We start from the raw sequence: 24,219 nt of genomic DNA, 5'->3' as shown, positions 1-24,219 counted from the left end.
AGGACAACTTTATGTTTCACTAATAAAAGAACAGAAATGGAATTAGACAAATTTGAAGAGTTCCTAAGCCAAGGCAATATGGCTAAGAACACGATTTCGGCATATCTGTATGCCGTGAAGGAGTTTGGCTCTCGACACAAAGAGTTGAACAAGAGAAACTTGTTGGTTTACAAGACCTACTTGATTGAGACTTACAAACCAAAGACGGTGAACCTCCGTATTCAGGCGTTGAACAAGTACCTTGTATCTGTGGGCAAGACGAAACTCCGCTTGAAGTCGGTCAAGGTGCAGCAACGTTCTTATCTGGAGAATGTCATCAGCAATGCCGACTACACCTTCTTGAAAAACAAGTTGAAGAAGGAAGACAACTTGGAGTGGTACTTTGTGGTGCGTTTCTTAGCTGCGACTGGTGCCAGAGTGAGCGAACTTGTGCAAATCAAGGTTGAGCACGTGCAAGTAGGCTATTACGACATCTACACCAAGGGTGGCAAGATACGGCGTATCTATATCCCCAAGACATTGCGCACGGAAACAGAAAAGTGGTTGCAGACACTCAACCGCACAAGTGGCTATCTCTTTCTTAATCGCTTTGGCGAGCGCATCACGACAAGAGGCATATCACAGCAGTTGAAGAACTATGCGATGAAGTATGGCTTGAATGAAAAAGTGGTGTACCCTCACTCGTTCCGCCATCGTTATGCCAAGAATTTCTTGGAGAAGTTCAACGACATTGCCCTGCTTGCAGACCTTATGGGGCATGAAAGCATCGAAACGACACGTATCTATCTGCGAAGAAGCAGCATTGAGCAACAAGAAATCGTAGATAAGGTTATCACTTGGTAAAATGCCAATAAAGGTTTATAGGAATAAGAGTAGAAAGAAATGCAGGTCTCTTTCTACTCTATCCATGTAAAACGTTTTGTCATATGACATGCATATATCTCCACAAGAGGGTGTGTCATAAATCAACAGCTCGCAAGTCCGTTAGGCGTTAGGAACGCCTAGCGGACTTGCGTATCTCCCTAACGCCTAACGGAAAGAAACTATTGCATATACAACTTTATTTTCGTCCAAAATACCTTTGTTCCTGATAATCATCCAATATGTCATTCATCACATCATTGAAGCCTAGCCCTTTACCTTTGCTTTACCCTTCGACCAGCATTTTCAATTCCACTACGCGCCGGCGACCGTTGGTTCAGGGCGTGTGGGACATAAAAGAACTAAAAAGATATCAGCGTCATCTGCGAATTGAAAAACAGATTAGTACCATCAAAAAAGCTATCCCAAATTCTACGATATGGACTTCTTGGTGATATACTCTGTACAAGACAATTAGTATCTAGAACTATTTTTTCCATAAAACTACTTTTTCAGCATTGCATGTAAGTCCTGATGGCGAAGTTCATCAAGCTTTGCCTGATTCAGCTTGCCTGAATCCCAAAGTGCCTCCAAACATGTATCAGCTTTCTTACGAAAGTAATCACTCAAAACAGTTTTCACCTCAGAAAGCCTTTCTTCAGAACCATCAAAAGCAAACATCTTTAATAGATGTTGTTGAACCGGATTAAACATTGTTGTTTCCATAACTTTTAATTTAAACGTTTAACTTTTCGCCACAAAAATACGCTTTTTCTCGAAACCACCAAGAAATTTGCAATAAATCTGCCAATCCCCCCGAAAATCAGTTTGCCTAACCTTATTCCTGTATCTGCGAAATTCCACCCGCACAGGGTGAAAATACGATATCAGTGGAATCCGACAACCGCCGGATTCCACTTTTTAATTTAAAAATCCAATTCAAAAGAATTATCTGTTAAAAAAGTAACCATCATCGAAGGCTGCTTCGATAAGGCGTTGCTTCACTCGGGCGTATTCTGCCGAGTCTTCGATAAAGTACCGAAGAGCAGAAACAATCCTTACATAAACACTGAGCCGATAATCGCCCTTACCCTTTTAGATTGCAAAAATGTTTTCCTTATGCATCCCAGCATAAAACATCAGATCAGAACCAGATACATGATGGTTCTTCATCACTTCACTCAGAACAACACCGAAACGGCTGTTGTCTGCAAGAAAATTAACAATCTTCATTGCTTAATTTTTTTAAATTGTTTGTAATTATTGTATACGAGTTCCCACTACGGGAACTCTTTTTTATTTTCTTTTTAGTATCTTTGCATCGTGTAAAACAGATTCAACAATCTGCTTACCTATAATAAAACGAATAACTGATACATATATTGTATAACAATATAATTTTTTTAGGAGATGATGAACATCAGTACATTCATTAACATGGCCAGCAAGATTCCTTCACCTGGCCAGTTGGAAGGCCTGGTAACCTTCATGAAGGAAGATGAGAAACTCAGGTTTTTCACCGAGTCTTACCGGAAAACGGGGAATAAGTCGTACAAACACGATGCACCCCTCTTCGCCGTAGCCTGCATCTTCGAAGGCGGAAAAGGCAAGGACAACATCCGGAGTCTCACACATCTGTCACTGGTCGACTTCGACCACATCACAGAAAAACCGGATGACGGCACCCTGCACTCGCTCAAAGAGAGAATCTGCCACGATGCCCACACCCTGCTCTGCTACGTTACCATGAGCGGCAACGGACTGCGCGTCATCTACCGCTACGAAGGCGATGATTATCCCGCCGCCTTCGCCATGGGAAACGACTACTACGCGCATCTCATCGGCAAGGAAAGCGATCCGCTCTGCAAGAACATCACAAGGCTCAGCGGACTCGCCTACGACCCCGAAGTCTATTTCAATCCCGAAGCCACAGCCTTCAGCGCCGAGGAAATCAGCCATTTCCATTCAGCTACGCTCAAGACCGCACAGAAGAAAAAGAAACAGGAACGCATCGCCGACTACTACGAGCAGATCGTCAAACCCAAGCTGGAAAACGAAAAAATCAGGTACGAACCCGGCAACCACAACCAGTATGTGATGCGGGTGGGCTACATGATGGCAAAGAAACGGTACGACAGGAAAGAAGCCACCCAGTGGGCTATCAGGCAGTTTCCCGAATACGACAGTGTAGAACAGGTGTTCAAATCGTGCTACGACAACACCACTCACCCACAGAAGGCGAGGGCAGAAACCGGAAAGATTCCCTATGCCACCGTAGATGAAATCAAAGACTTCCTCGACGGGCATATCAAACTCCGCTTCAACCTCATCACCCTGCGCTACGAGTATCTGAAGGGGAAATGGCGAATCCTCCAGGACCGCGATCTGAATACGCAATGGAGCAACATGTCGCTAACCGCAAGGGTGAGCAAGAGCGACATGATCAATGTCATCGAGAGCGACTATACCCCGCCCTACAATCCCTTCACCGATTATCTGGAGAATCTCCCACCCTGGCAGGAAGGTGACAAGGATTATATTGCCGAACTCGCTGCCACGGTAAAGATGAAGGGAGACCCCGTGATGCCCTTCTGTGAAGCCCTCAGGAAATGGCTCGTGGCGATGATAGCAGGATGGATAGACGAAGGTGCCGTCAACAATGTCATCCTGGTATTCATCGGCAGACAGGGCGCCTACAAGACCACCTGGTTCAACTATCTCCTGCCGCCGGAACTGAAGCAATACTTCTATACGAAGGCGAATGCCAGGCGCATGACGAAGGATGATATCATCGCCCTTTCGCAGTATGCACTCATCTGTTATGAAGAGCTCGACACGATGAGTCCATCGGAACTGAACCAGCTGAAAGCTGTGGTAACGATGCAGTATACCAACGAAAGGGCGGCATACGGCCATTATGCCGAGCAGCGCAAGCATATCAACACCTTCTGCGGCACGGGCAACAATCCCGAGTTTTTGAGCGACCCTACCGGTAACCGTCGCTGGCTGCCCTACGAGATAGAGAGCATCCTCTCGCCCCGTGAGCATCCGTTCAATTACGAAGGCATCTACGCCCAGGCTTACGCCCTCTACAAGAGTGATTTCCGCTACTGGTTCACCGATGAGGAGATAGAAAAGCAGAACCGGCACAACCGCGCTTTTGAGGCGCCTAGACTAGAACAGGAACTTGTGGATCTCTACTTCCGAAAGCCAACGGAGGCGGAGACAGGGGAGTTCGTGTCCATAGCCAGAGCGATGCAGATCATCAGTTGCAACATCTCTCAGAAGCTGAACAGTTCGAAACTGGGCAAGGCTTTCAATGATCTCGGATTCGAAAAGATGCGCACCAAGCACAGCCGTGGTTACAGGGCAATCGTCCGTACAGCCGAGGAAATCAAGGCTTACCAGGTATCCGTCTGTATCAACCCGCCGCAATGCGATGATGATGCCCCCTTCTAGCCGTCCCCAAGCCATCGGTTCATCCGGTTCAGGGTGACAGGGTGACACGGTGACACGAGTTTTTCAACATTTCGCCTCGCACGCGGGCAGGCAGGAACTTTCGGCCTGATTTTTCCTGCCTGCCCGCGCGAGAGTAAATCTTCAGAATTCCCTGTCACCCCTGTCACTCTGTCACCCAGAAGCCAGTTACTTCCGAAACGGAAACCAAAGACTTACGGTGCAAAAGTCAGAGACTTAGGGTGCAAAAGTCAGTAGCTTATGAACCGCAACTCATTCATAACCCTCATAAAAATCAAACAAAACTATGGATTTAAGAAGTTATACCAAGCAAGAGCTAGCTCTCCTGTATTTTCCCGATGCTACTCCAGCGGTAGCCAGTGCTCACCTGATGCGATGGATCCAGCGCATCCCCGACCTTCTCCAGAAGCTCGCCGCCACCGGTTACGGCAAGAACTGCAAGGAGTTCACCCCGATGCAAGTCTCCTACATCCTCTACTTCCTCGGTGAACCCTAACCCAGTTCCGCCTCATCTGAAAATGAGCCAACTAATTGTTACTCAAATATTTGGAATTATCGTTCAGAAAGATTATCTTTGTGAACGATAATAATAAAGCATAACATGATGGAATATAATAACGAAGAAGCTAAGATACTTCTACCTGAAGACATCATACAATAGGAAAAAGGGGCTATACACCCTTTTGTCGAGGTGTATAGACCCTTGGAACTATAGCACTTCTTAGCTTATCAAGAGTATATTGATTGCAGCCGATTGCTTTAATTTCCTTAAATGTACAGTTTTGAACGTTTTAATATAGCACGTGCCTTGGCTACTTGCTTGGAGAAATCAATGGAGCCACGCTTTTCCAATGCCTCATCAGCCGCTTCAACGAAACGAGCTGCTGCCTCACCATGAAGGACAGGTATTGTTTTAATTTCTATTGCCATAATCTTCTTGTTTTTAATGTTATGTACTTATTTAATTTGCAAAATTATGCTTTTATTTTCACTTTACCAAACTTTTTGTTAACTTTCTGTTGAATTTCTACGAAAAAATTCCAAATACCAACTTCATGCCATTTTAACGTCTCATTCTTTTCAATTCATCATCCTTTCGCATTTTGTCGTTCAACTTCTCCTGCATTCTGTCTAGGAAGTAAGTACGGCTATGGTTTTTGCGTCTTCTGATGTCGGTATAGAAACGATAGCAGTCCTTGGCTTTGATGCCATGAAGCTCCTGTACCTCCTGGATGACAGGTACCAGAAAGGAATAGAAGAAGGTATGGAAAAAGGCAGAGCTGAAGGCATGGAAGAAGGCATGTCCCAGCGAAGCCTTGAAATTGCCAGGAAGATGTGCTGGCAAAGGGTATGGATGAAGCGTCTATCATGGATATGACGGGGATGACGGCAGAGGATATAAAGCTGCTGAAAGCGGAGATATAGATTACGAATATCACCATATAATTAAGGGTCTATACACCCTTTTGTCGAGGTGTATAGACCCTTGGAACAACCGCGAAGTATGGATTGATAATTATTTTCAGATAATTGGTATTCCTGTCAGCTTAGGATTTTACCACATATCTTCATTTCCATCTTCTGGACTTTTATTATTAAACTCAGGTTGCGACCCTGCCAGCAACTGTTGGGCTTTTATCTCATGCACCTGCATTTCTGGTTTTATATATTCTTTCTTCATATTGTGCTATTTTTATTTGATTACTACTTTCTTGTTGTTCTTTATGTATATGCCCTTTGTCGGATTGCTTATCTTTCTACCTTGGAGGTCGAAGATTCCTTCAATAGTGCCATGACGCTGCACGTCAGTACCCATAATGGTGATTCCATCTATACCTGTTGTCTCGTTGCCGCCACCGAATACAAAGCTGCGGGCGAGTGCTGCCGATGATGGGTCTTTTGCTTCATTTTCAGATACTTGCAGATAAGCCTTTCCTGGAGTCGCTTTGAGGCTTGTTCCGTCGCTGCTATTGCTACCACTGAGGTAGAAGCCGAGACCTTCTTTTGTTGCAGCTTTATTATATGTGAGACGATAAAGTTTATAACCAGTTTCTGCTGTTACAGTCTGAGCTTCAGCTGGTGTAGCCACAAGGTGGTTCTCATAAGAGGAAGCTTTTGTCAAGTCATTTGTCTCGTTTGCCTTTGCATTGACATACTCTCCGTTAGTCTTCAGTAGCACACCCTCTTCCTTTGCCACTTGGTTGTCGTTGCGTTGTGTCAATGTCATCTTGCCACCGCTTACCGTTGCGTTATAGACCTTAAGCGTTCTGTCTGACGGAACAGAAAGGGTTACATCGTTTGTCTGATTGCTGAATGTTGCCCAATATGTATAGTTGCCATTTGCATCCTTGTCGCCCTGTGCAGCCTTGATTACTTTATAGTCAGAGCCGGGAACGGGATATTGGTCCTTGCCTAACTGCTGTCCCCATACCTGCTCGCCTAATACTTTGCCTTCGGCAAGCAAATAAGCCACCTCACCGCTCTTCAGCTGCTCTGCGGTGAATGCCTTGATCACGTCAGCTTCATTCACGCCTTCAGGATAGGTCAATGAGCCTTCTCCGATAGCCTTGACAGCTTCACCTGTCTGCTCAGCTCCATTGATGGTCAGCTTAACACTGCTGTTGTATGCCAAGATACCAGAAGCGGTACTGGAGGAATTGTTTATGCCTCCAACAAGGAGACCGGCACGCTCTGTATCAGAAGTAGCAGTAACATTACCAGTGCCAAGCACATTGTTCAGATTGCATATAACACCTTCTCCTATCAGGTTTCCGACATTATCTTTTCCAGTTATATCGCCATAGTTGGCACTGTTCTGGATGGTTCCAGAGTCAAAATATCCAACCATGCCGCCAACTTGTCTGTACCCCCCTGTTACAGCACCATAATTGGCGCATGAAGTGATGGAATTGTCGGAACCGTAATACATACCTAAAATACCTCCGAGAGATCCCATTCCCTTCACTTCTGCATGGTTTTCGCAGTTGCTGATGTTGCCCTCTGCTATTCCTGCTATTCCGCCAGTTATATCTTCTCCTTCTACCGAACAGTTTCCTAAGGTCTTGATGTTTTCAAAAATACAAGAACCTGCGTATCCTGCCAAAATTCCAGTATAATAATTACCACTATTCACCTTCGCATTGTCGAAAGTGATGTTTTTGATGTTGCCACCAGCAAGATGACCGAAGAAACCGGCAAAAGCAGAGGTGGCATTGATGTAGAGATTACTGATGGTCTTCCCGTTGCCATCGAATGTACCTTGATACTTATTATCAAAGTTACCAATAGGAGTCCAGCTGAGCTCTGCTATCTGCTTTTCGGTATCAGCCTTATGGCATACTGTGCTCATATCAATTTCTTTCACCTCATCGGCAATCTTTGCGCAGACTAATGTGTTACATTCATTCACGCAGTCACGGAACCACGCCAGATGATCTGCCGTCTTCAGCACAAATGGTTCCGCCTCTGTTCCTTTACCAGTCATACCTGCTGGCAATTCCCGATCAAGACCATTCATTTTTACATTGAGCTTGACTTCGCCTTCGATGGCTTTGCCAAAAAATTCTCTTGCGCCGATATAATAAGTGGTGCCTTTCGTTACAGTATAGGTGATTTTGAAGTCAGGCCAAGAATTATCGGAAGTCAAGCAAGATGCAGCCGTACGGCTCTCCCACAGGGTACCATAGGTATTTTTACGGTTGCTGTTTGCCGTCACCTCCAACGTGCCATCTTCTGGAGCTGTATATTTATAAAGATTGTAACCGCTGATTTTTTCCCGCTCGCCCTGCACCTTTCCGATTGTTATGGAATTGTTGCCCAATTTCAAGAAAGGAATTTCCTGTTGACACTTCGTACACTTGTCGTTCTCATCATATTCATGTCCGGTAGCTGATACTACTACAAGACTGCTCACCATTTGTGTCATCTGCTCGTTCGAGAAAGACTTATGACAAAGATTACATTCCCAATATTCGATGTTGCCATCTGTGGTGCAGGTAGCAGCCACGAATTTGTGATGTTTGGGACTATCGCCATGCTTAAACGTAAATGTGCCCTCTTGTGCAGGCTTGGTATTGGTAAATGTACCTGTACCTTCCAGCTCGCCTAAACAATTCATTGTCAGATTACCATCCAAGTAAACCTCATCAGCAGAGCCAAGTAAAGGATAATCGTTTGTGTTCAGTTTTTGTCCCCATCTTGCACTTCCTGATACGTTTTTCTGAAGCTGATTGGCAACCAATCCGCTCTTCAACTGTTCTTCAGTAAATGCCATTATCTTTTCAGCTGATGTCAATGAGCCTCCTCCGATAGCCTTGACGGCATCGCCTGTCTGCTCAGTTCCATTGATGGTAAGCTTCGCGCTGCTGTTGTATGCCAAGATGCCAGAAGCGGTGCTGGAGGATTTTCTTATGTTTCCAACAAGGAGACCGGCAAGCTTTGCAGAAGTAGCAGTAACATTACCAGTGCCAAGCACATTGTTCAGGTTGCATTCTTCAGCAAGTCCTATCAAATTTCCGACATTATCAGTTCCCGTTACATCGCCATAGTTGGCACTGTTCTGAATGGTTCCTGAGTTAAAATATCCAGCAATGCCACCAACGCTCTCTCCCGAGCCTGTTACGACACCATAATTGGCGCATGAAGTGATGGAATTACCGAAATAGGCAGCTACAACTCCTCCGAGAGATCTTATACCCTTCACTGTTGCACGGTTTTCGCAGTTGCTGATGTTGCCGTTAGCAACTCCTGCTATTCCGCCAACGTAGTCTTCTCCTTCTACCGAACAGTTTGCCAAGGTCTTGATATTTTCAATAATACAAGAACCTGCGTTTCCTGCCAAAATTCCAAAATTATAACCACCAGTATTCTTCACCCTCGCATTGTCGAAAGTGATATTCTTGATACTGCCAACATAAGCATAGCCGAAGAAACCGGTATAATTAGAGGTGGCATTGATGTAGAGATTGCTGATAGTCTTCCCGTTGCCATCAAATGTACCTTGATACCAATTGATAGGAGTCCAGCTGAGCTCATCTGTATACGTGGTGCCATCCTTCGCATGGCAGAACTCTGACAAGTCAATATCTTTAGTCAGCGTGGCTGAAATAGTATTATTACCGCTATTCACCTGGTCGCGGAACCACGCCAGTTCGGCTGCTGTGGATATCTTATAAGGTTTGTCTGCTGAGCCATCACCTTTGGAAGGCGGCGTTTGTGCCCATGCCCCCCCCATAAGGTATGAGGATAGCCATCACGAGCAGCAGCATCGTGAATAGCCTGTTTCTTTGTTTTTTGTTATTCATATCTGTAAATTATTATTGTTATTCTACTTTCTTACATATTTTCTCTCATTGCCATCAGATATACTGTAAATCCCAGGATGATGACGAAAGTCTGTCCGAGAAACAGATAGATATAGAATCTTTCTCTCTTGATGAAATCACAGAAGCTGTAGCGAGCCTTGTAGTTCTCATCAAGATATATCCTGTAGTCTTGAACCATGGCATAGCCCATGACTATGGCGAACAACAGAAGACACAATGCCACAATAAGAATAGCCTGTTCCTCTTTCATGAAAGTTTCTATTATATTTTCCATGGTGCAAAGATAGTGTTTTTCTTCGGAAAAAGGTGTCTACTTGCCCCACTTAGGTGTCTACTTCCTACAAAATAGGTGTCTACTTGGTGGGGGAAGTAGACACCTAAGGCGTGATTTTATTGTATTTTTGCTCTCCAGACAGTTGGTGAGCAACCTTCTTTCTCTTTGAATATGCGATAGAGATAGGAGCGTGAAGAGAAGCCACATTCGGCAGAAATGATGTCGTTGTTGTAGTCGGGATAGTCGAGCATCATCTTCTTTGCTGCCTCGAAACGTACCTCGGCAAGCCAGATGCGGAAGGTGGAATTAAGGCATGATGTGAAGTAGCGTGATAACTCGTTCTTGGAAATGTTCAGCGAGCGTGACAGGGTGAACATGTTTACTGTGGTGTCTTTGTAGCCCAAATCAGCACACCACTTGTCGAGCTTCTCCTTGATGAACATCTGACGCTCCTGAGAAATTGACTGTAAATTTTCTTTATCGCCTATAGGTTCTGCATCCTGCCCATCGGAGTTTTCAGTTTCTTCATCTGCTATGGCTGCGCTTTCTTCTTCCTCCTTATCCAAGAGTTCCTCGGTAGGAACGTAATTGTAGCCCAATGCCACGAAACTCAGGTTGAAGAAAAGGATAGTGAGCAGAGCCAACGGACCTATTATATATAATAAGGTGGTAGAGAGGATGACGAAAGGCATGGTAAGGGCAGAGAAGAACAGGGCGAAGACACTGGCTCGGGCATATCGCACGTAGGGCAGCATGTCGTTTCCAGTCATCAGCTCTAACATCTTCTTGCGTTTCCGCATCTCAATCATAATCATATAGATGCAATACGCTACGTTTGTGCCGAACAATACGAGCATCGCATAGAGCCAGTTGCCAATGTTAAGACTTCCGCTATTGCTGTAGCCTATGCAGAAAACTGCTATGATAGCGGCATAAATGCAAGCGCAGACGATGTTCATCTTTCGGCGGTTGGCATGGGTCGCCTCAATGTTGTATATGCCCATGGCGATAGTGGTGATACATGGGGTATAGACAAGAATGTTGAAAATAGCTCCCAAGTCATCGCTTTTCGCACGAAAACCCAAGCGCATCTGCAAGAGATATTGTATGGCAAGTCCCATCATACCTGCAAGTATCATCCAGCGTGACCACTCATAGCGTCGGTTGGTCCACTTCATGTGCAGGTGGGTGATGCCGAGGATAAGGGCATTGATGAGCATGAAGATGAAACATGCGAACTGAAGGAAATATAAAGAGTCTATCATTCTTACTATTTTATTGTTACTTTCTTGTATTTTTGATTGCTTGCCGTAGGATTATCCGGATTGGTCATCTGCAAATATCCTGCTGCAACAAGGGAGGTGATGTATTTAGCTATATTTTTTGTATGATAGACAACACCGGCTCTTTCCAAAATTTCCCTACTTGTTCTTGGCACGCTACAGAAGTTTACTATATCCTTCTGTTTATTCGTCAATGGCACTCTTTTAGTGTCATGGTAACTATGTATAGTGTCATGGTCTTCGGCAAAAGTGTCATGGTCGGTGTCTAAGTCGGTGTCAGAGTGTCTAAGTTGAGTGTCATGGTCTTCGTCAAAAGTGTCATGGTCGGTGTCTAAGTCGGTGTTAGAGTGTCTAAGTCCAGTGTTATGGTCTTCGACTTGGTTACTTTTTTCCTCGACTTGGTTACCGACTTGGTTACTTTCCCCCTCGACTTGGTTACTTTCTTCTCTCCAAACCGTGATGACGAATTCCTGTGCCTTGTCATTATTCATAAATGTGACATTGATATCTTCGTCCAGTGCACGAGTGATGCCACTACCTACACCAGTGTATGGCAGCAAGTATATAGCATTGTTAAAAAGGAACATATTGCGAGGCATGGAAGTTCCTGCTTTGATGTCATCAATAGTGAGTCCGTTAGGCAATGCACCAGGACTGTGAATCTCAACACGATTGTCGAAAATGAAAATGCGAACAGGGGCTTTCATGTTCAACGAGCGATGTACAAGGCTGTTTACCGTGAACTCAACCAAGCTTGTGTAAGGTATTTCCAACTTACCCATGCTGTTGAATTCATCTCCTACTTGCACATTATGCAGGTTACGAGTGAAGAAATCCATGATCGTGTCATATTGATGAAGCAGATTCCCCTCCATATCTGCATCATTCACCTTATCACGGAACACCTTGCTGCCGACACTGTTGCCTGCAAAACAGATACATTTGGCTGTCATCATTGGCAACCAACGTTGGGTGTATTTGCCAAACAGAAGCATGGCAGCAACGGTTAGTGTACCATCAGGACGGATAAATCGCAGATTGCGAAGAATCTTCTCACAGTCATGCCCCTTAGCTATGGCAGAGCATATCATATCAAGTGATGCTTCATTAAAAGCGTCACCTGTCAAGCCTTTCTTTTCCAACACTCTATCAAAACGGTTGCCAAGAAACTGCTTGATGGTCGTTGCATCAAGGTCGTTGACAGTTGCATCCCTAACACCAGCCTCGTCTGGTGCAAAACTACCGCAGTCGGTCATCATTTCTGCAAGTTCAGCATTGTCGAACACTTTACGCTTGTCGGCACCATTCTTCACCCATACGATTCCCTTATTATCATGATAAGGCTTATTGAGTCCTTCCTTCACAGTAGCAATAACCAAGTTGCCATCCTCGACCTCAACAGTATCTATCTTTATCAGAATGGATGGCACTACGTTTTCTGAAGCAATGTCACTCAATAAGTTGGTAGTTTCTTGTACCTCAGAATACGACAAGGCATTGGTTTCTCCGGTCTTATCCTTTATACCAACTACCAACTTACCACCATGTGAATTACTGAACGCCACTAACTCACAGGCAATATCATATTTGTCGAGAATGCGTTCCTTGAACTGCACCCCCGACACCTCGCCAGCCTTTATCTGTTTCAACATATCGTCCATCATTCTCTGTTCAACAAATCGTTTACATCCACTTTCAGTAAATCTGAAATACGCTTGCAAAAGTACGAAAATAATTTCAGAAAAAGGTAAAATATTCTCAAAACATTTACGAAAACATGCAAATAATTGAGTATTTCGCAATATTATTCCTTTCATTGATAATCATAAAATACGAGCGAAAAAGGTTGTTTTAGAGCTTTTTGAGTTATTTGTTTCTTTCGTCATTTTGCCATTTCAATTAGTATTGATTATCAGCACATTACGAGCAATCAGTAAGGTTTCAAGAATATAACGTTCACGATTCTTGGTTTGATTGGATAAACCAAGGCGTTCCAGTAAGTCATATACTTAGCTGCGAACAACTGATTGTTGTCGTAAAGGATTGTGAACACATGTGTTCACAATCTGTATGTCAGGGAAAAGGAGATATCATTGTTCTGTGAATCTTTCTGTACTTTATACCAGCCAATGCCTGTGTCTCATACATATTGAGTTTGATGGCATTGAGCAACAAGTCACGATTCCAACCTTTGGTTATAGTTTCCTGAGCATAATATAGCGTGGCTTCATCATTAAATCCCTTGCTCAGCAGTAGCAGATTGTGCGACCACGGCAAAAGTGCTACGCTCCGTAGCACTTTCTCATTATGCCCTGCATGGCGTTAGGGTCCGTTAGGCGTTCCTGCGGACTTACGTATCTCCCTAACGCCTAACGGACTTGCAAAGCTTGAGTCATTTTCTTCTTCTCCTAGGGATTTCAACCGTAGGCTCATAAGCTTTCAATCCTTCATCACCAGTAAAGATTTCAACCTGATATCCTAAATCAGTATAATATTTTACGACTTCAACGATAGAAGCATCGCCTAAAGCTTGCCCTCCTATAACGGTAGCCTTCCACTTCTATATCTTATCATTAACCATCATTCTACCTATTGTTCCAGAAGCCATCAATTTGGCTAGATTCTCTTTTTCTTCCAAGAGATTGACATGGCTATCGCCATGCTCATCACGGGTAACATAGCTGATAAACGGAATCATCTTATTTCCCAACTCATCCAACAAAACAGGATTATGCGTCGTACAGAGCACATCAACCTGGCGCTGTCGTGACAAATCCTTCAACATATCAACCAACTCCTTGGCACGAGAAGGATGCAAGCCATTATCCACCTCTTCGATAAGCAGTAAGCTATGAGGTGCAACCGTCAAAAGAGCTACGACAATCGCAATAAAACGAAGCGTTCCATCACTCATACCTCTTGCATCAACAGGCTGTTCAGGATTCCAATCCTCATAACAATAAAGCATGGCATCTGACTTAATCAGACCAACAGGCTCAGATATAACCTTGTTTATATCACGTTCAGGAAGTGGCCGAACATAGCTGGACACCAGTGCTTCCACCTTTTTCTTTTCCTCTAGAGACAACGCACATAAAACACCTGCTACATTACTACCATCAGACTTCAGTTCTTTGGAAATCTTGCAGTAATCACGCATCTTAGCAGGAGCAGGATCAAGAATGATGATATTTCTAAAAGTAGCATATATCTTTGCCCAAAAATCCAGAAGTATTGGAACATCATACGTTTTCCATGCAATGTTGCGAGCAGAATCAATAAACTCACCAGGAACGGCATCATCGTCTTCTATACCCAAACGACGGATTTCACAAGGTCCAAAACTGAAAACTGAATTTCGCTTAACCACCCTCAAATCAAGAAGATAGGAACTTTCTTCAATTTCTATTTCTATCTCAATACAGAAAGAATCCTCACCTCTACGGATAATCCAATCTTCCCCGCCTCTAACAGTCTGAATGGCATCAAGAAGGCTCTTACCTTCCCCCACGGCACAGAGGAAGGCAAACGCATCTAACACATTTGACTTACCACTAGCATTGGTTCCGATAAGGATACCCAAAGAATCGATATATATAGTAGAGTCCTTAAAGCTCTTCCAATTTTGTAACCTAATCTTTGTAATCATTGCCCATGTTTATTTAAACTCAATAATATATTTTGCAAAGCTAATCATTTTTTCTGAGATAAACAAGAAAATCGCAACATTTCTAAAAGAATCTATGAAAAAGTATGATAAAACATGAGCAAGTATGAGCAACTGTGAGTTGACCCCTCACCGATTTCGTATCTTTGCATTGTGGTTCAGAGATAACATCTCATACCACCAAGAGGCAATGCGCAGCGCCCCCTACAACACAAACACAATTTATTAACCTTAAAAATGAAGACACTATGATTCTGTACACATTGAAGAAGTATGTCAACGAGAAGTTGAGCGCCGCTAACGGCAAGTTTTTCGCCTACCCTGTAATCACCCAGACCTATGGTCTTGATGAACTCGCAGAGCACATGGAAAGTCACAATACCCCGTTCTCAAAGGGAGCCATCAAGGGTATGCTCACCGACATGGTGAGCTGCGTAAGAGAACTGGTTCTGCAGGGTATCGCCGTGAAGATTCCCGACCTCGCCATTTTCAGCATCGGCATCAAGAACAAGGAAGGTGCTGCCTCCGAGAAGGAGTTCAGCATCACCAAGAACATTGCCGGACTGAAGCTCCGTGCCCGTGGCACCGGTGAGTTCAAGGCAAACAGTCTGAACCTCGATGCATCCCTGAAGAAGGCCACAGCCGTAACAGGAGATGTTACTCCACCAGACGGCGGCAAGGATAACACAGGCGATACCACCCAGGGTGGCGGCACAAACCAGGGTGGCGACTCAACACAGACTGGCGGATCAGGCAACACCGAGAGCAGCGGCTCCGATGGTAGCGACGGCCTGGAGTAACCCCCTCGCTAGTAAATGAAGAAAGAAGGTTTTAGACAGGATGCAGTCCGGGATTCGGCTATAGCACCCCCGGCTATTCATCAATATAGCAAGCATCATTGAAACACGCGCTATCAAGCCCATCTGCTCATCCTGTCAGCCTTCCTTCCTAAAAGTATCGCCCGGATATAGGAAATCCGAGCCCCCAATCCATTTATTAACCTTAAATCAAATGAAAATGAAAAGAGAAACACTCAAGAAAATTCTGAATTTCGTCATTACCGTTCTCACCGCCGTAGCCTCTGCCTTTTGTGTGCAGAGCTGCCAGTAGTATCAACCCTTTAAAGATTCAGCACTATGAAAAACACAAGAAAAATATCACTTATTGTCATCCACTGTTCTGCCACACGCGTCACGCAGGACTTCACCTTCGAAAAGCTCGAAGCCTGTCATTTAGCCCGTGGTTTCCGCAGCATCGGTTATCACTATTACATCACGAAAGACGGCGTCATCTACCCCGGCCGTCCCGAATCAGAAATCGGCGCCCACGCCCGCCATTTCAATGCACACAGTATCGGCATCTGTTACGAAGGCGGTCTCGACGCCGACGGCAATCCGGCAGATACCCGTACGAAGGCTCAGAAGCAGTCACTCCAGAATCTCCTGACGAGTCTGTGCGTAGACTATCCCGAAGCCGAGATCCTAGGTCATCGTGATCTCCCGAACGTCCACAAGTCCTGTCCCTGCTTCAGTGTTCAGGCTTGGCTGAATGAAATCAAATTCCACATTTAGCCCTCTATTCAGTTGATATTGTTCATACTTTATTATTTTTTCTACGCTCTCCCCCAATCTTAAGTGATTAAGGTTGGGGGATTTTTGTTCAGGAATCTGCAAACATCTTCAAAATGAGGAGTATTGCGCCCCCACTTTTCCACTGAAAAGAAGGCTGTACATAAAATATAAGGCATAATTGTTTTAAATAATGTAAAAAAGTAACGTAATACTAAACTTTATATGTACTTTTGCATCGAATTAAATAAAAATAAGAAACAAATTAAAGAGAAAATATAAAAAAGAAGAAAGGATATGAAGATGAAAAGAATCATATTGACACTCACTATGCTGGTGGCTCTTGTAGCTACTGCATCTGCTCAGGCAGAGATTAAGTTCGACAAACTGATACACAACTTCGGTTCGTTCGAAGAGTCAAATCCGGTACAGAAGGCTACCTTTACCTTCACCAATGTGGGCAACAAGCCTTTGATTATCAACCAGGCTATTGCCAGCTGCGGCTGTACCATACCTTCTTACACCAAGAAGCCTATCGCTCCAGGCGAGAAAGGACAGATTAGTGTTACCTATAACGGCAAGGGCATGTTCCCTGGTCATTTCAAGAAGAGCATCACCGTCCGTTCTAACGGCAATGTAGAAATGTCACGTCTCTATATAGAAGGTGTTATGACAGAAAAGAAATAATCTAGCTCAATACATATTTAAAAGTAAGCATGATTTTCTATTTCTCAGGAACTGGAAATACCAAGTGGGCAGCAGCCAGACTGGCAGCGGCTACACACGAAGACTTGATTCCTATCGTCCCTTATATGCGGGCGGATGATTCAAGCCACAATATAGCCGAGCCGTTTATTCTGAAAGAGAATGAACGGCTCGGATTCGTTTTCCCCGTACATGGCTGGAGAGTTCCACGCCTTGTAAGGGAGTTTATCAGGAAGATGAAGATACGGAGAGAAACTCCTGATGCTACTGCTGAAGACAAGGAGACGTTCAGAAAGCATCCTTTCGCCTATTGCGTCTGTACTGCAGGCGACAGCATCGGACTCACCATCGAAAACCTCAACGATACGATTGCGCTGAATGCATCGCTTCAGGCATTGGGCATCACGGAGGTTTCTGCTTCCTACTCGCTCATCATGCCGGAATCTTATGTAGGACTTCCTTTCATGGATGTTGATCCGAAGGAGCGCGAAGTTCGTAAGAAATCGAAATCGGCACAGGAACTGGCGGTTATCTGCGAAGAAGTATTTGACAGGAAAGAGGGCGTGAACCGTCTGGTAAAAGGTCCTATCCCCTGGTTCTTCACCAAGGTTGTGGGCGGATTCTTTGAGAAGGTGCTCATCACCGACAAGCGGTTTCATGTGGAGAAAGACAAGTGCGTGAAGTGTGGCATCTGTGCCAACGTCTGTCCTGTAGGCGATATCAAGGGCGGTCATGGAGAATATCCGGAATGGCTGCACCACAAGGATTGCCTCACCTGCTTTACCTGCTATCACCATTGTCCGCATCACGCCATCGAGTTTGGTCACCAGACTCAGAAGAAAGGACAATACTTTTATAAATAAACAACAGAACTTTCGCATGTGGTTTAAGTACGGGCTGAAGGCCCAAAAGCTCCTAGCCCAGGGCATCGCCCTGGGTATAATAGCAGTCAGCAAGGCGCCCTGTAAGGGCAAAAGCTTTGTTAATTGGCCGGTATTTAAAGCTTTTGCCCTTACAGGGCGACAAGTTTGCGTCCATAATTACCCAGGGCGCTGCCCTGGGCTAAGAGCTTCTGCCCTTTCAGGGCGTGTGGAGCCAACTTGCGAAACTTTTATAAATAATTCCCCATCTACCCTAACTGTTTATGAAGAAGACAATCATCTCTCTGGCGCTCGCCTTCCTGGGCATCGCCAATCTCTATGCCGTAAAGGCTAAACCGGGCATCGCCAAGATTATGCTGGCTGATGGAACCGTAGCATGTGCTACCCTGCATGGCGACGAAACCTTCCACTACTACATGCTGCTGGATGGTACGCCCCTGCGGGAAACCCAAGACGGGAAATACGAAAAGATAACTGCCGAAGAGCTGAACACCCGAAAGACCCGTGCTTTCTCTTCAGAGAATATCACAAGAGCTTCAGAAATAGGAACCGTGAGACCAAGCTATTTCCCTCATAAGGGAAGTCCGAAGGCATTGGTACTCCTGGTGCAGTTTCAGGATGTGAAGTTCAAGAGTAAGGATCCGGTTGTTACATTCAACCATTACCTCAACGGAAAGAAGGGAGAAGCTATGCCTGAGGCTGATAAAGAAGTGTTTATCACCAACGAGACTTACTGCCAGAACTATGGCAGCGTACAGCAGTATTTCGCTGACATGAGCGATAACCAGTTTATACCACAGTTTGACGTAGTGGGTCCTGTTACGGTAAGCAGGAATTCTGCTTATTATGGCAAGAACGGAGTTGGCGACGGCAGTGACACTAACTTTCCTCAGATGATTAAGGAAGCCTGCCAGCAGGTAGACGGCAAGGTTAACTTTACCGATTACGACAGCGACGGCGACGGATATGTAGACCTCGTATATGTAATCTACGCCGGCTATTCTGAAAGCATCTCAGGTAATTCAGGCGATTGCCTCTGGCCGCAATCGGGTACCGTAGAAGGACTGGGAACCTATGACGGGAAAAAAGTACGCCGGTTCGGCATTAACAACGAGCTGAACAATAAGCCTGAAGATACCCAAGACGGCAAATACTACATCAATGGTATCGGTCTCTTCTGTCATGAGTTTTCGCATACACTCGGTTTGCCAGACATCTATCCTACCAACGGCATCACAGACCATAACCAGAGTCCTGAATATTGGGACGTTATGGATATGGGCAGTTATCAGGCTAACGGCTACCAGCCTATCCCTTATTCTCCATGGGAGAAGAGCATCGTAGGATGGAAACAGCCTACCCTCCTTTCGGATACCGATGCGAAGCAGATAAAGCTGGAACCATACGACAAGGCATCGGATGCATACAAGATTATAGCCAACAGCCAGGGCGAATACCTGCTGCTGCAGAATATCAGAAACGAGGGATGGTACAAGGAGGCTCTGGGTTACGGAATGCTGGTATGGCGCATCGACTACGATGATTTGTCATCGGTTAATCTGTTTGATAATCCCAACAACACGACTGGTAAGCCAAGGGTCATGATTGTTCCTGCAGACGGAATGGTATACAACAGCTATAACACGGGCGTCAGCAGCGATGATATCATAACGAGTCTTCAGAACGACCCGTTCCCGACCTACAAGGCGGGCTCTGCTACAGAGTACGAGGTGAACAGTCTGACCAGTATCACCCTGAACAACAGTGTTGATACGAGTCATCCGCTCTACAACATCACAAAGGATGAAGCAACCGGTCTGGTAACCTTCGATTATCTCAAGAACTTCTCTCCTACCGGAATCTCTTCGGTCATCATCGGTAAAGACAGACCGACAGCCTATTTTGACCTGGAAGGCAGAAAGGTTTCCGTTCCACAAAAGGGCAAGATTTACATCACCAGCAAGGGACAGAAGATAGTATACTAACTATATAAACAATGAGGGTGTGTCATGTTTAATGACACACCCTCTTATTATTTTAATATATTCTAGGACCGAAGATGGTGGTACCTACACGAACCATCGTGCTGCCGTGCTTGACGGCAATATGATAATCGTGACTCATACCCCAGCTACGCTCGCAGAAAGCATCATCATCAGCAAAATATCTGGCCTTTATCTCATCAAAGAACCGGGCAGCCTCATCAAACTCCTGAGCAATCTGCTGCTCATCGTCTGTATTAGATGCCATCATCATGATGCCACAAATCTGCACATGCTTCATCTCCCGCCATTCGCCTGCCTCCAGGAGTTCGCGGCAAGCATCAAGAGAAAGACCCGATTTGGTATCTTCCTCAGCCAGATGAAGTTCCAAAAGAACCTTCACCACACGATTGTGCTTGGCAGCCTGCTTCTCAATCTCCTTGAGAAGTTTCAGACTGTCTACCGATTCAATCATCGAGATATAAGGTGCGATATACTTCACCTTATTGGTCTGCAGATGACCGATGAAATGCCACTCGATGTCCTCAGGCAGCGAAGCCACCTTCTTGGCGAGTTCCTGCTCATGACTCTCGCCGAAGATACGCTGTCCTTCAGCATAAGCCTCCTCGATATACTCGTTGGGATGGAACTTGCTGATGGCAACGAGACGAACACCGGCAGGCAAGCTGCCCAGCACCTCATGGAGATTTCCTTTTACATCATAGTCCATATCTTGAATGTTAAATGTTGAATGTTGAGTGTTGAATTATTTCTCCTCGTATTCAGGCACATCATTCTTCTCCTCTTTCTTCTCGTTAGGAGCATGGTGCTCGAATACATCCATCAGTTTGGTTTCGTTCAAACCAATTACATCATAATCTATCATGGTCTTGCCCATCACCTCATCAATATAACGGAGGGCACGGGCGAGAGACTTAGCCTGAACAAGATAAGTAACATTGCTGCGCTTCTCCTTCTCACTCTTCTCATCAATCGTGATGAACTGGAGTTTAGCCTTATACCACTTATCATCATCATCCACATCGCTGAAGAAGATTTCGCCGTAGCCAGCCTTACCGATACCGCTCACCTTCAACTCGCCGCTTACATAAACCGACATCTCATCGATGATGGCGCTCTCAGCCTCGGTAAAACTCAAAGCATCTACTACGTATGCTTCAGAAACAACCTTTTCTGAACCATCCTCCATTGTCTTCTGATATTTCACTTTGGTCTCAAACCATGTACTTGTTCTACTTCTCATATTTTTTCTTCTTACTTATTTTAATTAATTAGTATAATCTTATAACATTTCTTGAAATTAAGTGCAAAGTTATAAAAAAGAAAGCAAAGAGCGACATATTTAAAGAGTTTTTAATCAAAAAATAAAATTTAACCGAAAGTTATTCTCAATTCTCATCTAATTTTCTTATCTTTGCAGCCGAATAGCGTAAATTGAAAAGACCAGAAGGTCATAGAATTCAATTTTCGACACGGATAATTAATAGAAAGAAACAATATTTTAAGATGCCAGAAATATCTGTACGCGGTCTTGAAATGCCAGAGTCACCTATCAGAAAGTTGGCTCCTCTGGCTGCCGCAGCAAAAAAACGTGGAGTAAAGGTATATCACCTCAACATCGGTCAGCCTGACCTTCCAACTCCTCAATGTGGCCTAGATGCCCTGAAGCATATAGACCGCACGGTCTTGGAGTATTCTCCAAGTCAGGGCTATCTCAGCTATCGCGAGAAGCTTGTAGATTACTATAAGAAATTCAACATCAACGTAACTGCCGATGATATCATCATTACATCGGGAGGTTCTGAGGCTGTACTCTTCTCTTTCATGAGCTGCCTCAACCCTGGCGACGAGATTATCGTACCAGAACCTGCTTACGCTAACTATATGGCGTTTGCCATCTCGGCGGGTGCCAAGATCCGTACCATCGCCACAACGATAGAAGAAGGTTTCTCCCTGCCTAAGGTGGAGAAGTTTGAGGAGCTGATCAATGAGCGCACCCGTGCCATTCTGATCTGCAACCCTAACAACCCTACGGGCTATCTCTATACCCGCAGAGAGATGAATCAGATTCGTGACCTGGTGAAGAAGTACGACCTCTATCTCTTCTCTGATGAGGTTTACCGTGAGTATATCTATACCGGCAGTCCTTATATCAGTGCGATGCACCTGGAAGGCATCGAGCAGAACACGGTTCTCATCGATTCTGTTTCGAAGCGTTACAGTGAGTGCGGTATCCGTGTGGGTGCCCTCATCACCAAGAATGCTGAAATCCGCAAGGCGGTGATGAAGTTCTGCCAGGCCCGTCTCTCTCCTCCACTGATTGGTCAGATTGTAGCCGAAGCTTCTCTGGATGCTCCTGAAGAGTACTACCGCGATGTATACGATGAGTATGTAGAGCGTCGTAAGTGTCTGATAGACGGTTTGAACCGCATTCCGGGCGTATACTCTCCTATTCCTATGGGAGCCTTCTATACCGTAGCCAAACTGCCTATCGATGATTCTGAAAAGTTCTGCCGCTGGTGTCTGGAGGAATTCAACTACGAGGGCGAAACCATCATGATGGCTCCAGCCTCTGGTTTCTATACGACTCCTGGAGCCGGTCACAATCAGGTTCGTGTAGCTTACGTCTTGAAGAAACACGATCTGGAGCGTGCCCTGGTGGTTCTGGGTAAGGCACTTGAGGCTTATCCGGGAAGAGTGGAAGACGAAGGACTATAACAATGTTGAATGTTGAGTGTTGAATGTTGAGTTGCCTAACGGACACAAAGATTAAATTAACTATCAACATTCAACACTCAACATTCAACTATCAACATTCAACTATCAACATTCAACACTCAACATTCAACATTACAAAAGATGAATTTTCCTCTATTTATAGCAAAGAGATTATATAGCGATCAGGGCGATAAACGTAAAGTTTCTCGCCCTGCTATTCATATAGCCACTGCAGGTGTTGCTATCGGACTCGCCATTATGATTATGTCGGTATGCGTAGTGCTCGGATTCAAGCATACCATACGCGACAAGGTAATAGGATTCGGAAGCCATATACAGGTGGCCGACTTCATGACGCTGCAGCAGCAAAACCAGTATCCGGTGGTCATGAACGACTCGATGGTCAACGTACTGAAAAAGATACCTGGCGTAAAACATGTGCAGAAATTTGCCATGAAAGAGGGAATCCTGAAGACGGACAGCGATTTCCTGGGCGTCATGTTCAAAGGTGTAGGACCTGATTTCGATTCTACCTTTATCCATCAGAACATGATTGAAGGCAGCATCCCTAAGTTTGATGATAAAGCGAGTCATAACCAGATTCTCATCTCACAGCTGATGGCTGATAAGCTGAAGCTGAAGACGGGAGAACGCATCTTTGCCTACTTCTTTGATGACAACGGAGTGCGTATGCGCCGCTTCACCATCAAGGGCATCTATCAGACCAACCTGAAGAAGTATGATGAGGTAATGGTATACACCGACCTCTATACTGCCGTGAAGCTGAACGGATGGGAAGAAGACCAGGCGAGCGGTGCAGAACTGACCGTTAACGACTTCAACAAGATCAACGAGACTGAAGATTATATTATTAATAAGGTGAACCGCACGGTAGATCACTATGGCGAAACCTACAGCAGTTCTACCATCAAGGACCTGAATCCAAACATCTTCCAATGGCTGAGCCTGATGGATCTGAATGTCTGGATTATTCTCGGTCTGATGCTGATAGTAGCCGGCGTCACCATGATCAGCGGTCTGCTCATCATCATTCTGGAACGCACCTCCATGATAGGCGTAATGAAGGCATTGGGTGCCCGCAACAAGACCATCCGCCACACCTTCCTGTGGTTTGCCGTCTTCATCATCGGCAAGGGTATGCTTCTGGGCAACATCATCGCCCTCGGCATTCTTACCCTCCAGTACTTTACAGGCATCATCAAACTCGATGCACAGACCTATTATGTAAGTACCGTTCCGGTAGAATTCAACTGGCTTGCCATCATAGCCCTGAACATTGCTACGCTGCTGATAAGCATCTTCATGCTCGTAGCACCAAGCTACCTGATTTCTCATATCCATCCAGCCAAATCAATGAGATATGAGTAAAATACAGTCTATAACACCACAATATGTAGACTTAAAAGGAAAAAAACTAATTATTTTATATAGTTTTTG

General features: G+C 44.9%; 24 protein-coding genes. 11 read left to right on the top strand and 13 right to left on the bottom strand.

Features of this window, described 5'->3' with window-relative positions; genetic code table 11:
• The first annotated feature begins 36 nt into the window (after window positions 1–36).
• Window positions 37–843: a tyrosine-type recombinase/integrase gene (locus ONT18_RS02075; RefSeq protein WP_264903825.1), complete on the top strand. Its 807-nt coding sequence runs from the start codon at window positions 37–39 to the stop codon at window positions 841–843.
• A gap of 522 nt (window positions 844–1,365) precedes the next feature.
• Here ONT18_RS02075 and ONT18_RS02070 read toward each other — a convergent pair.
• The gene (locus ONT18_RS02070) at window positions 1,366–1,587 is read right to left on the bottom strand and encodes a hypothetical protein (protein WP_117727012.1); all 222 of its coding nucleotides are present in this window, start codon (window positions 1,585–1,587) and stop codon (window positions 1,366–1,368) included.
• A gap of 369 nt (window positions 1,588–1,956) precedes the next feature.
• Window positions 1,957–2,094 (bottom strand): hypothetical protein, encoded by a 138-nt coding sequence (locus ONT18_RS02065; RefSeq protein WP_264903824.1) that lies wholly within the window; start codon window positions 2,092–2,094, stop codon window positions 1,957–1,959.
• 177 nt (window positions 2,095–2,271) lie between these two features.
• On the opposite strand from ONT18_RS02065, the gene ONT18_RS02060 reads away from it, so the two are divergent.
• Together ONT18_RS02060 and ONT18_RS02055 are read left to right on the top strand one after the other, a co-directional pair.
• Window positions 2,272–4,320: a VapE domain-containing protein gene (locus ONT18_RS02060; protein WP_264903823.1), complete on the top strand. Its 2,049-nt coding sequence runs from the start codon at window positions 2,272–2,274 to the stop codon at window positions 4,318–4,320.
• Window positions 4,321–4,624: 304 nt separating this feature from the next.
• A complete protein-coding gene (locus tag ONT18_RS02055) occupies window positions 4,625–4,834 on the top strand; it encodes a DUF4248 domain-containing protein (protein ID WP_006846942.1) in 210 nt (69 codons plus the stop codon).
• A 272-nt stretch (window positions 4,835–5,106) separates the two neighbouring features.
• Here ONT18_RS02055 and ONT18_RS02050 read toward each other — a convergent pair whose 3' ends face one another.
• From ONT18_RS02050 to ONT18_RS02010, 9 genes are all read right to left on the bottom strand, one after another.
• A complete protein-coding gene (locus tag ONT18_RS02050; RefSeq protein ID WP_171479883.1) occupies window positions 5,107–5,268 on the bottom strand; it encodes a hypothetical protein in 162 nt (53 codons plus the stop codon).
• 133 nt (window positions 5,269–5,401) lie between these two features.
• Window positions 5,402–5,584 (bottom strand): RteC domain-containing protein, encoded by a 183-nt coding sequence (locus tag ONT18_RS02045; RefSeq protein WP_119238345.1) that lies wholly within the window; start codon window positions 5,582–5,584, stop codon window positions 5,402–5,404.
• Between the two features lie 309 nt (window positions 5,585–5,893).
• Window positions 5,894–6,019, bottom strand: a complete 126-nt coding sequence (locus tag ONT18_RS02040) for a hypothetical protein (protein WP_264903822.1) — start codon at window positions 6,017–6,019, stop codon at window positions 5,894–5,896.
• 12 nt (window positions 6,020–6,031) lie between these two features.
• The gene (locus tag ONT18_RS02035; protein ID WP_264903821.1) at window positions 6,032–9,571 is read right to left on the bottom strand and encodes a hypothetical protein; all 3,540 of its coding nucleotides are present in this window, start codon (window positions 9,569–9,571) and stop codon (window positions 6,032–6,034) included.
• Between the two features lie 101 nt (window positions 9,572–9,672).
• Window positions 9,673–9,936, bottom strand: coding sequence for a hypothetical protein (locus ONT18_RS02030; protein WP_234563777.1), 264 nt, complete (start codon window positions 9,934–9,936; stop codon window positions 9,673–9,675).
• A gap of 116 nt (window positions 9,937–10,052) precedes the next feature.
• Window positions 10,053–11,201, bottom strand: coding sequence for a helix-turn-helix domain-containing protein (locus ONT18_RS02025; protein ID WP_264903820.1), 1,149 nt, complete (start codon window positions 11,199–11,201; stop codon window positions 10,053–10,055).
• A 5-nt stretch (window positions 11,202–11,206) separates the two neighbouring features.
• Window positions 11,207–12,883 carry an RNA-binding domain-containing protein gene (locus tag ONT18_RS02020; RefSeq protein WP_264903819.1) on the bottom strand — a complete coding sequence of 559 codons (1,677 nt, stop codon included), beginning with the start codon at window positions 12,881–12,883 and terminating at the stop codon, window positions 11,207–11,209.
• Between the two features lie 409 nt (window positions 12,884–13,292).
• Window positions 13,293–13,517, bottom strand: a complete 225-nt coding sequence (locus tag ONT18_RS02015) for a DUF1016 N-terminal domain-containing protein (RefSeq protein ID WP_264903818.1) — start codon at window positions 13,515–13,517, stop codon at window positions 13,293–13,295.
• A 262-nt stretch (window positions 13,518–13,779) separates the two neighbouring features.
• Window positions 13,780–14,868, bottom strand: coding sequence for an AAA family ATPase (locus ONT18_RS02010; protein WP_264903817.1), 1,089 nt, complete (start codon window positions 14,866–14,868; stop codon window positions 13,780–13,782).
• A gap of 266 nt (window positions 14,869–15,134) precedes the next feature.
• Between ONT18_RS02010 and ONT18_RS02005 the strand changes: the two genes are divergently transcribed.
• The 6 genes from ONT18_RS02005 to ONT18_RS01980 all read left to right on the top strand — a co-directional run bounded on the left by ONT18_RS02005 (window position 15,135) and on the right by ONT18_RS01980 (window position 20,025).
• A complete protein-coding gene (locus ONT18_RS02005) occupies window positions 15,135–15,686 on the top strand; it encodes a DNA-binding protein (RefSeq protein WP_118139572.1) in 552 nt (183 codons plus the stop codon).
• A 217-nt stretch (window positions 15,687–15,903) separates the two neighbouring features.
• Window positions 15,904–15,996 carry a smalltalk protein gene (locus ONT18_RS02000; RefSeq protein WP_167529916.1) on the top strand — a complete coding sequence of 31 codons (93 nt, stop codon included), beginning with the start codon at window positions 15,904–15,906 and terminating at the stop codon, window positions 15,994–15,996.
• Between the two features lie 26 nt (window positions 15,997–16,022).
• Window positions 16,023–16,457, top strand: coding sequence for an N-acetylmuramoyl-L-alanine amidase (locus tag ONT18_RS01995; RefSeq protein WP_022121070.1), 435 nt, complete (start codon window positions 16,023–16,025; stop codon window positions 16,455–16,457).
• Window positions 16,458–16,757: 300 nt separating this feature from the next.
• Entirely contained in the window at window positions 16,758–17,141 is a 384-nt protein-coding gene (locus ONT18_RS01990) for a DUF1573 domain-containing protein (RefSeq protein ID WP_022122030.1), read from the top strand.
• Window positions 17,142–17,170: 29 nt separating this feature from the next.
• A complete protein-coding gene (locus ONT18_RS01985) occupies window positions 17,171–18,022 on the top strand; it encodes a ferredoxin family protein (RefSeq protein ID WP_264903816.1) in 852 nt (283 codons plus the stop codon).
• 281 nt (window positions 18,023–18,303) lie between these two features.
• Window positions 18,304–20,025: a M6 family metalloprotease domain-containing protein gene (locus ONT18_RS01980; RefSeq protein WP_264903815.1), complete on the top strand. Its 1,722-nt coding sequence runs from the start codon at window positions 18,304–18,306 to the stop codon at window positions 20,023–20,025.
• A 52-nt stretch (window positions 20,026–20,077) separates the two neighbouring features.
• Here ONT18_RS01980 and ONT18_RS01975 read toward each other — a convergent pair whose 3' ends face one another.
• Together ONT18_RS01975 and ONT18_RS01970 are read right to left on the bottom strand one after the other, a co-directional pair.
• Complete coding sequence (locus tag ONT18_RS01975) at window positions 20,078–20,752, bottom strand: YggS family pyridoxal phosphate-dependent enzyme (protein WP_022122026.1); 675 nt, start codon at window positions 20,750–20,752, stop codon at window positions 20,078–20,080.
• Between the two features lie 36 nt (window positions 20,753–20,788).
• Window positions 20,789–21,286, bottom strand: coding sequence for a DUF4494 domain-containing protein (locus ONT18_RS01970; protein WP_118062873.1), 498 nt, complete (start codon window positions 21,284–21,286; stop codon window positions 20,789–20,791).
• A gap of 263 nt (window positions 21,287–21,549) precedes the next feature.
• Between ONT18_RS01970 and ONT18_RS01965 the strand changes: the two genes are divergently transcribed.
• Both ONT18_RS01965 and ONT18_RS01960 read left to right on the top strand, forming a co-directional pair.
• Window positions 21,550–22,761 carry a pyridoxal phosphate-dependent aminotransferase gene (locus ONT18_RS01965; RefSeq protein WP_006846964.1) on the top strand — a complete coding sequence of 404 codons (1,212 nt, stop codon included), beginning with the start codon at window positions 21,550–21,552 and terminating at the stop codon, window positions 22,759–22,761.
• Window positions 22,762–22,902: 141 nt separating this feature from the next.
• Window positions 22,903–24,150 (top strand): ABC transporter permease, encoded by a 1,248-nt coding sequence (locus ONT18_RS01960; protein WP_264903814.1) that lies wholly within the window; start codon window positions 22,903–22,905, stop codon window positions 24,148–24,150.
• The last annotated feature ends 69 nt before the right edge of the window (window positions 24,151–24,219 follow it).

Source organism: Segatella copri (assembly GCF_026015295.1).
Classification (GTDB): Bacteria; Bacteroidota; Bacteroidia; order Bacteroidales; family Bacteroidaceae; genus Prevotella; species Prevotella copri_C.
The sequence above is the reverse complement of the archived record's forward strand: the minus strand, read 5'-3'. Positions and strand labels throughout refer to the sequence as shown.

What these genes read in the sequence shown, in the direction of transcription:
- ONT18_RS02020 (WP_264903819.1), bottom strand. Translation starts at nt 12,883, where the DNA reads ATGATGGACGATATGTTGAAACAGATAAAGGCTGGCGAGGTGTCGGGG.
- ONT18_RS02075 (WP_264903825.1), top strand. Translation starts at nt 37, where the DNA reads ATGGAATTAGACAAATTTGAAGAGTTCCTAAGCCAAGGCAATATGGCT.
- ONT18_RS02050 (WP_171479883.1), bottom strand. Translation starts at nt 5,268, where the DNA reads ATGGCAATAGAAATTAAAACAATACCTGTCCTTCATGGTGAGGCAGCA.
- ONT18_RS02005 (WP_118139572.1), top strand. Translation starts at nt 15,135, where the DNA reads ATGATTCTGTACACATTGAAGAAGTATGTCAACGAGAAGTTGAGCGCC.
- ONT18_RS01995 (WP_022121070.1), top strand. Translation starts at nt 16,023, where the DNA reads ATGAAAAACACAAGAAAAATATCACTTATTGTCATCCACTGTTCTGCC.
- ONT18_RS01975 (WP_022122026.1), bottom strand. Translation starts at nt 20,752, where the DNA reads ATGGACTATGATGTAAAAGGAAATCTCCATGAGGTGCTGGGCAGCTTG.
- ONT18_RS02055 (WP_006846942.1), top strand. Translation starts at nt 4,625, where the DNA reads ATGGATTTAAGAAGTTATACCAAGCAAGAGCTAGCTCTCCTGTATTTT.
- ONT18_RS02035 (WP_264903821.1), bottom strand. Translation starts at nt 9,571, where the DNA reads ATGGGGGGGGCATGGGCACAAACGCCGCCTTCCAAAGGTGATGGCTCA.
- ONT18_RS01985 (WP_264903816.1), top strand. Translation starts at nt 17,171, where the DNA reads ATGATTTTCTATTTCTCAGGAACTGGAAATACCAAGTGGGCAGCAGCC.
- ONT18_RS02000 (WP_167529916.1), top strand. Translation starts at nt 15,904, where the DNA reads ATGAAAAGAGAAACACTCAAGAAAATTCTGAATTTCGTCATTACCGTT.
- ONT18_RS02030 (WP_234563777.1), bottom strand. Translation starts at nt 9,936, where the DNA reads ATGGAAAATATAATAGAAACTTTCATGAAAGAGGAACAGGCTATTCTT.
- ONT18_RS02010 (WP_264903817.1), bottom strand. Translation starts at nt 14,868, where the DNA reads ATGATTACAAAGATTAGGTTACAAAATTGGAAGAGCTTTAAGGACTCT.
- ONT18_RS02025 (WP_264903820.1), bottom strand. Translation starts at nt 11,201, where the DNA reads ATGATAGACTCTTTATATTTCCTTCAGTTCGCATGTTTCATCTTCATG.
- ONT18_RS01990 (WP_022122030.1), top strand. Translation starts at nt 16,758, where the DNA reads ATGAAAAGAATCATATTGACACTCACTATGCTGGTGGCTCTTGTAGCT.
- ONT18_RS01980 (WP_264903815.1), top strand. Translation starts at nt 18,304, where the DNA reads ATGAAGAAGACAATCATCTCTCTGGCGCTCGCCTTCCTGGGCATCGCC.
- ONT18_RS02060 (WP_264903823.1), top strand. Translation starts at nt 2,272, where the DNA reads ATGATGAACATCAGTACATTCATTAACATGGCCAGCAAGATTCCTTCA.
- ONT18_RS01970 (WP_118062873.1), bottom strand. Translation starts at nt 21,286, where the DNA reads ATGAGAAGTAGAACAAGTACATGGTTTGAGACCAAAGTGAAATATCAG.
- ONT18_RS02070 (WP_117727012.1), bottom strand. Translation starts at nt 1,587, where the DNA reads ATGGAAACAACAATGTTTAATCCGGTTCAACAACATCTATTAAAGATG.
- ONT18_RS02065 (WP_264903824.1), bottom strand. Translation starts at nt 2,094, where the DNA reads ATGAAGATTGTTAATTTTCTTGCAGACAACAGCCGTTTCGGTGTTGTT.
- ONT18_RS01960 (WP_264903814.1), top strand. Translation starts at nt 22,903, where the DNA reads ATGAATTTTCCTCTATTTATAGCAAAGAGATTATATAGCGATCAGGGC.
- ONT18_RS02040 (WP_264903822.1), bottom strand. Translation starts at nt 6,019, where the DNA reads ATGAAGAAAGAATATATAAAACCAGAAATGCAGGTGCATGAGATAAAA.
- ONT18_RS01965 (WP_006846964.1), top strand. Translation starts at nt 21,550, where the DNA reads ATGCCAGAAATATCTGTACGCGGTCTTGAAATGCCAGAGTCACCTATC.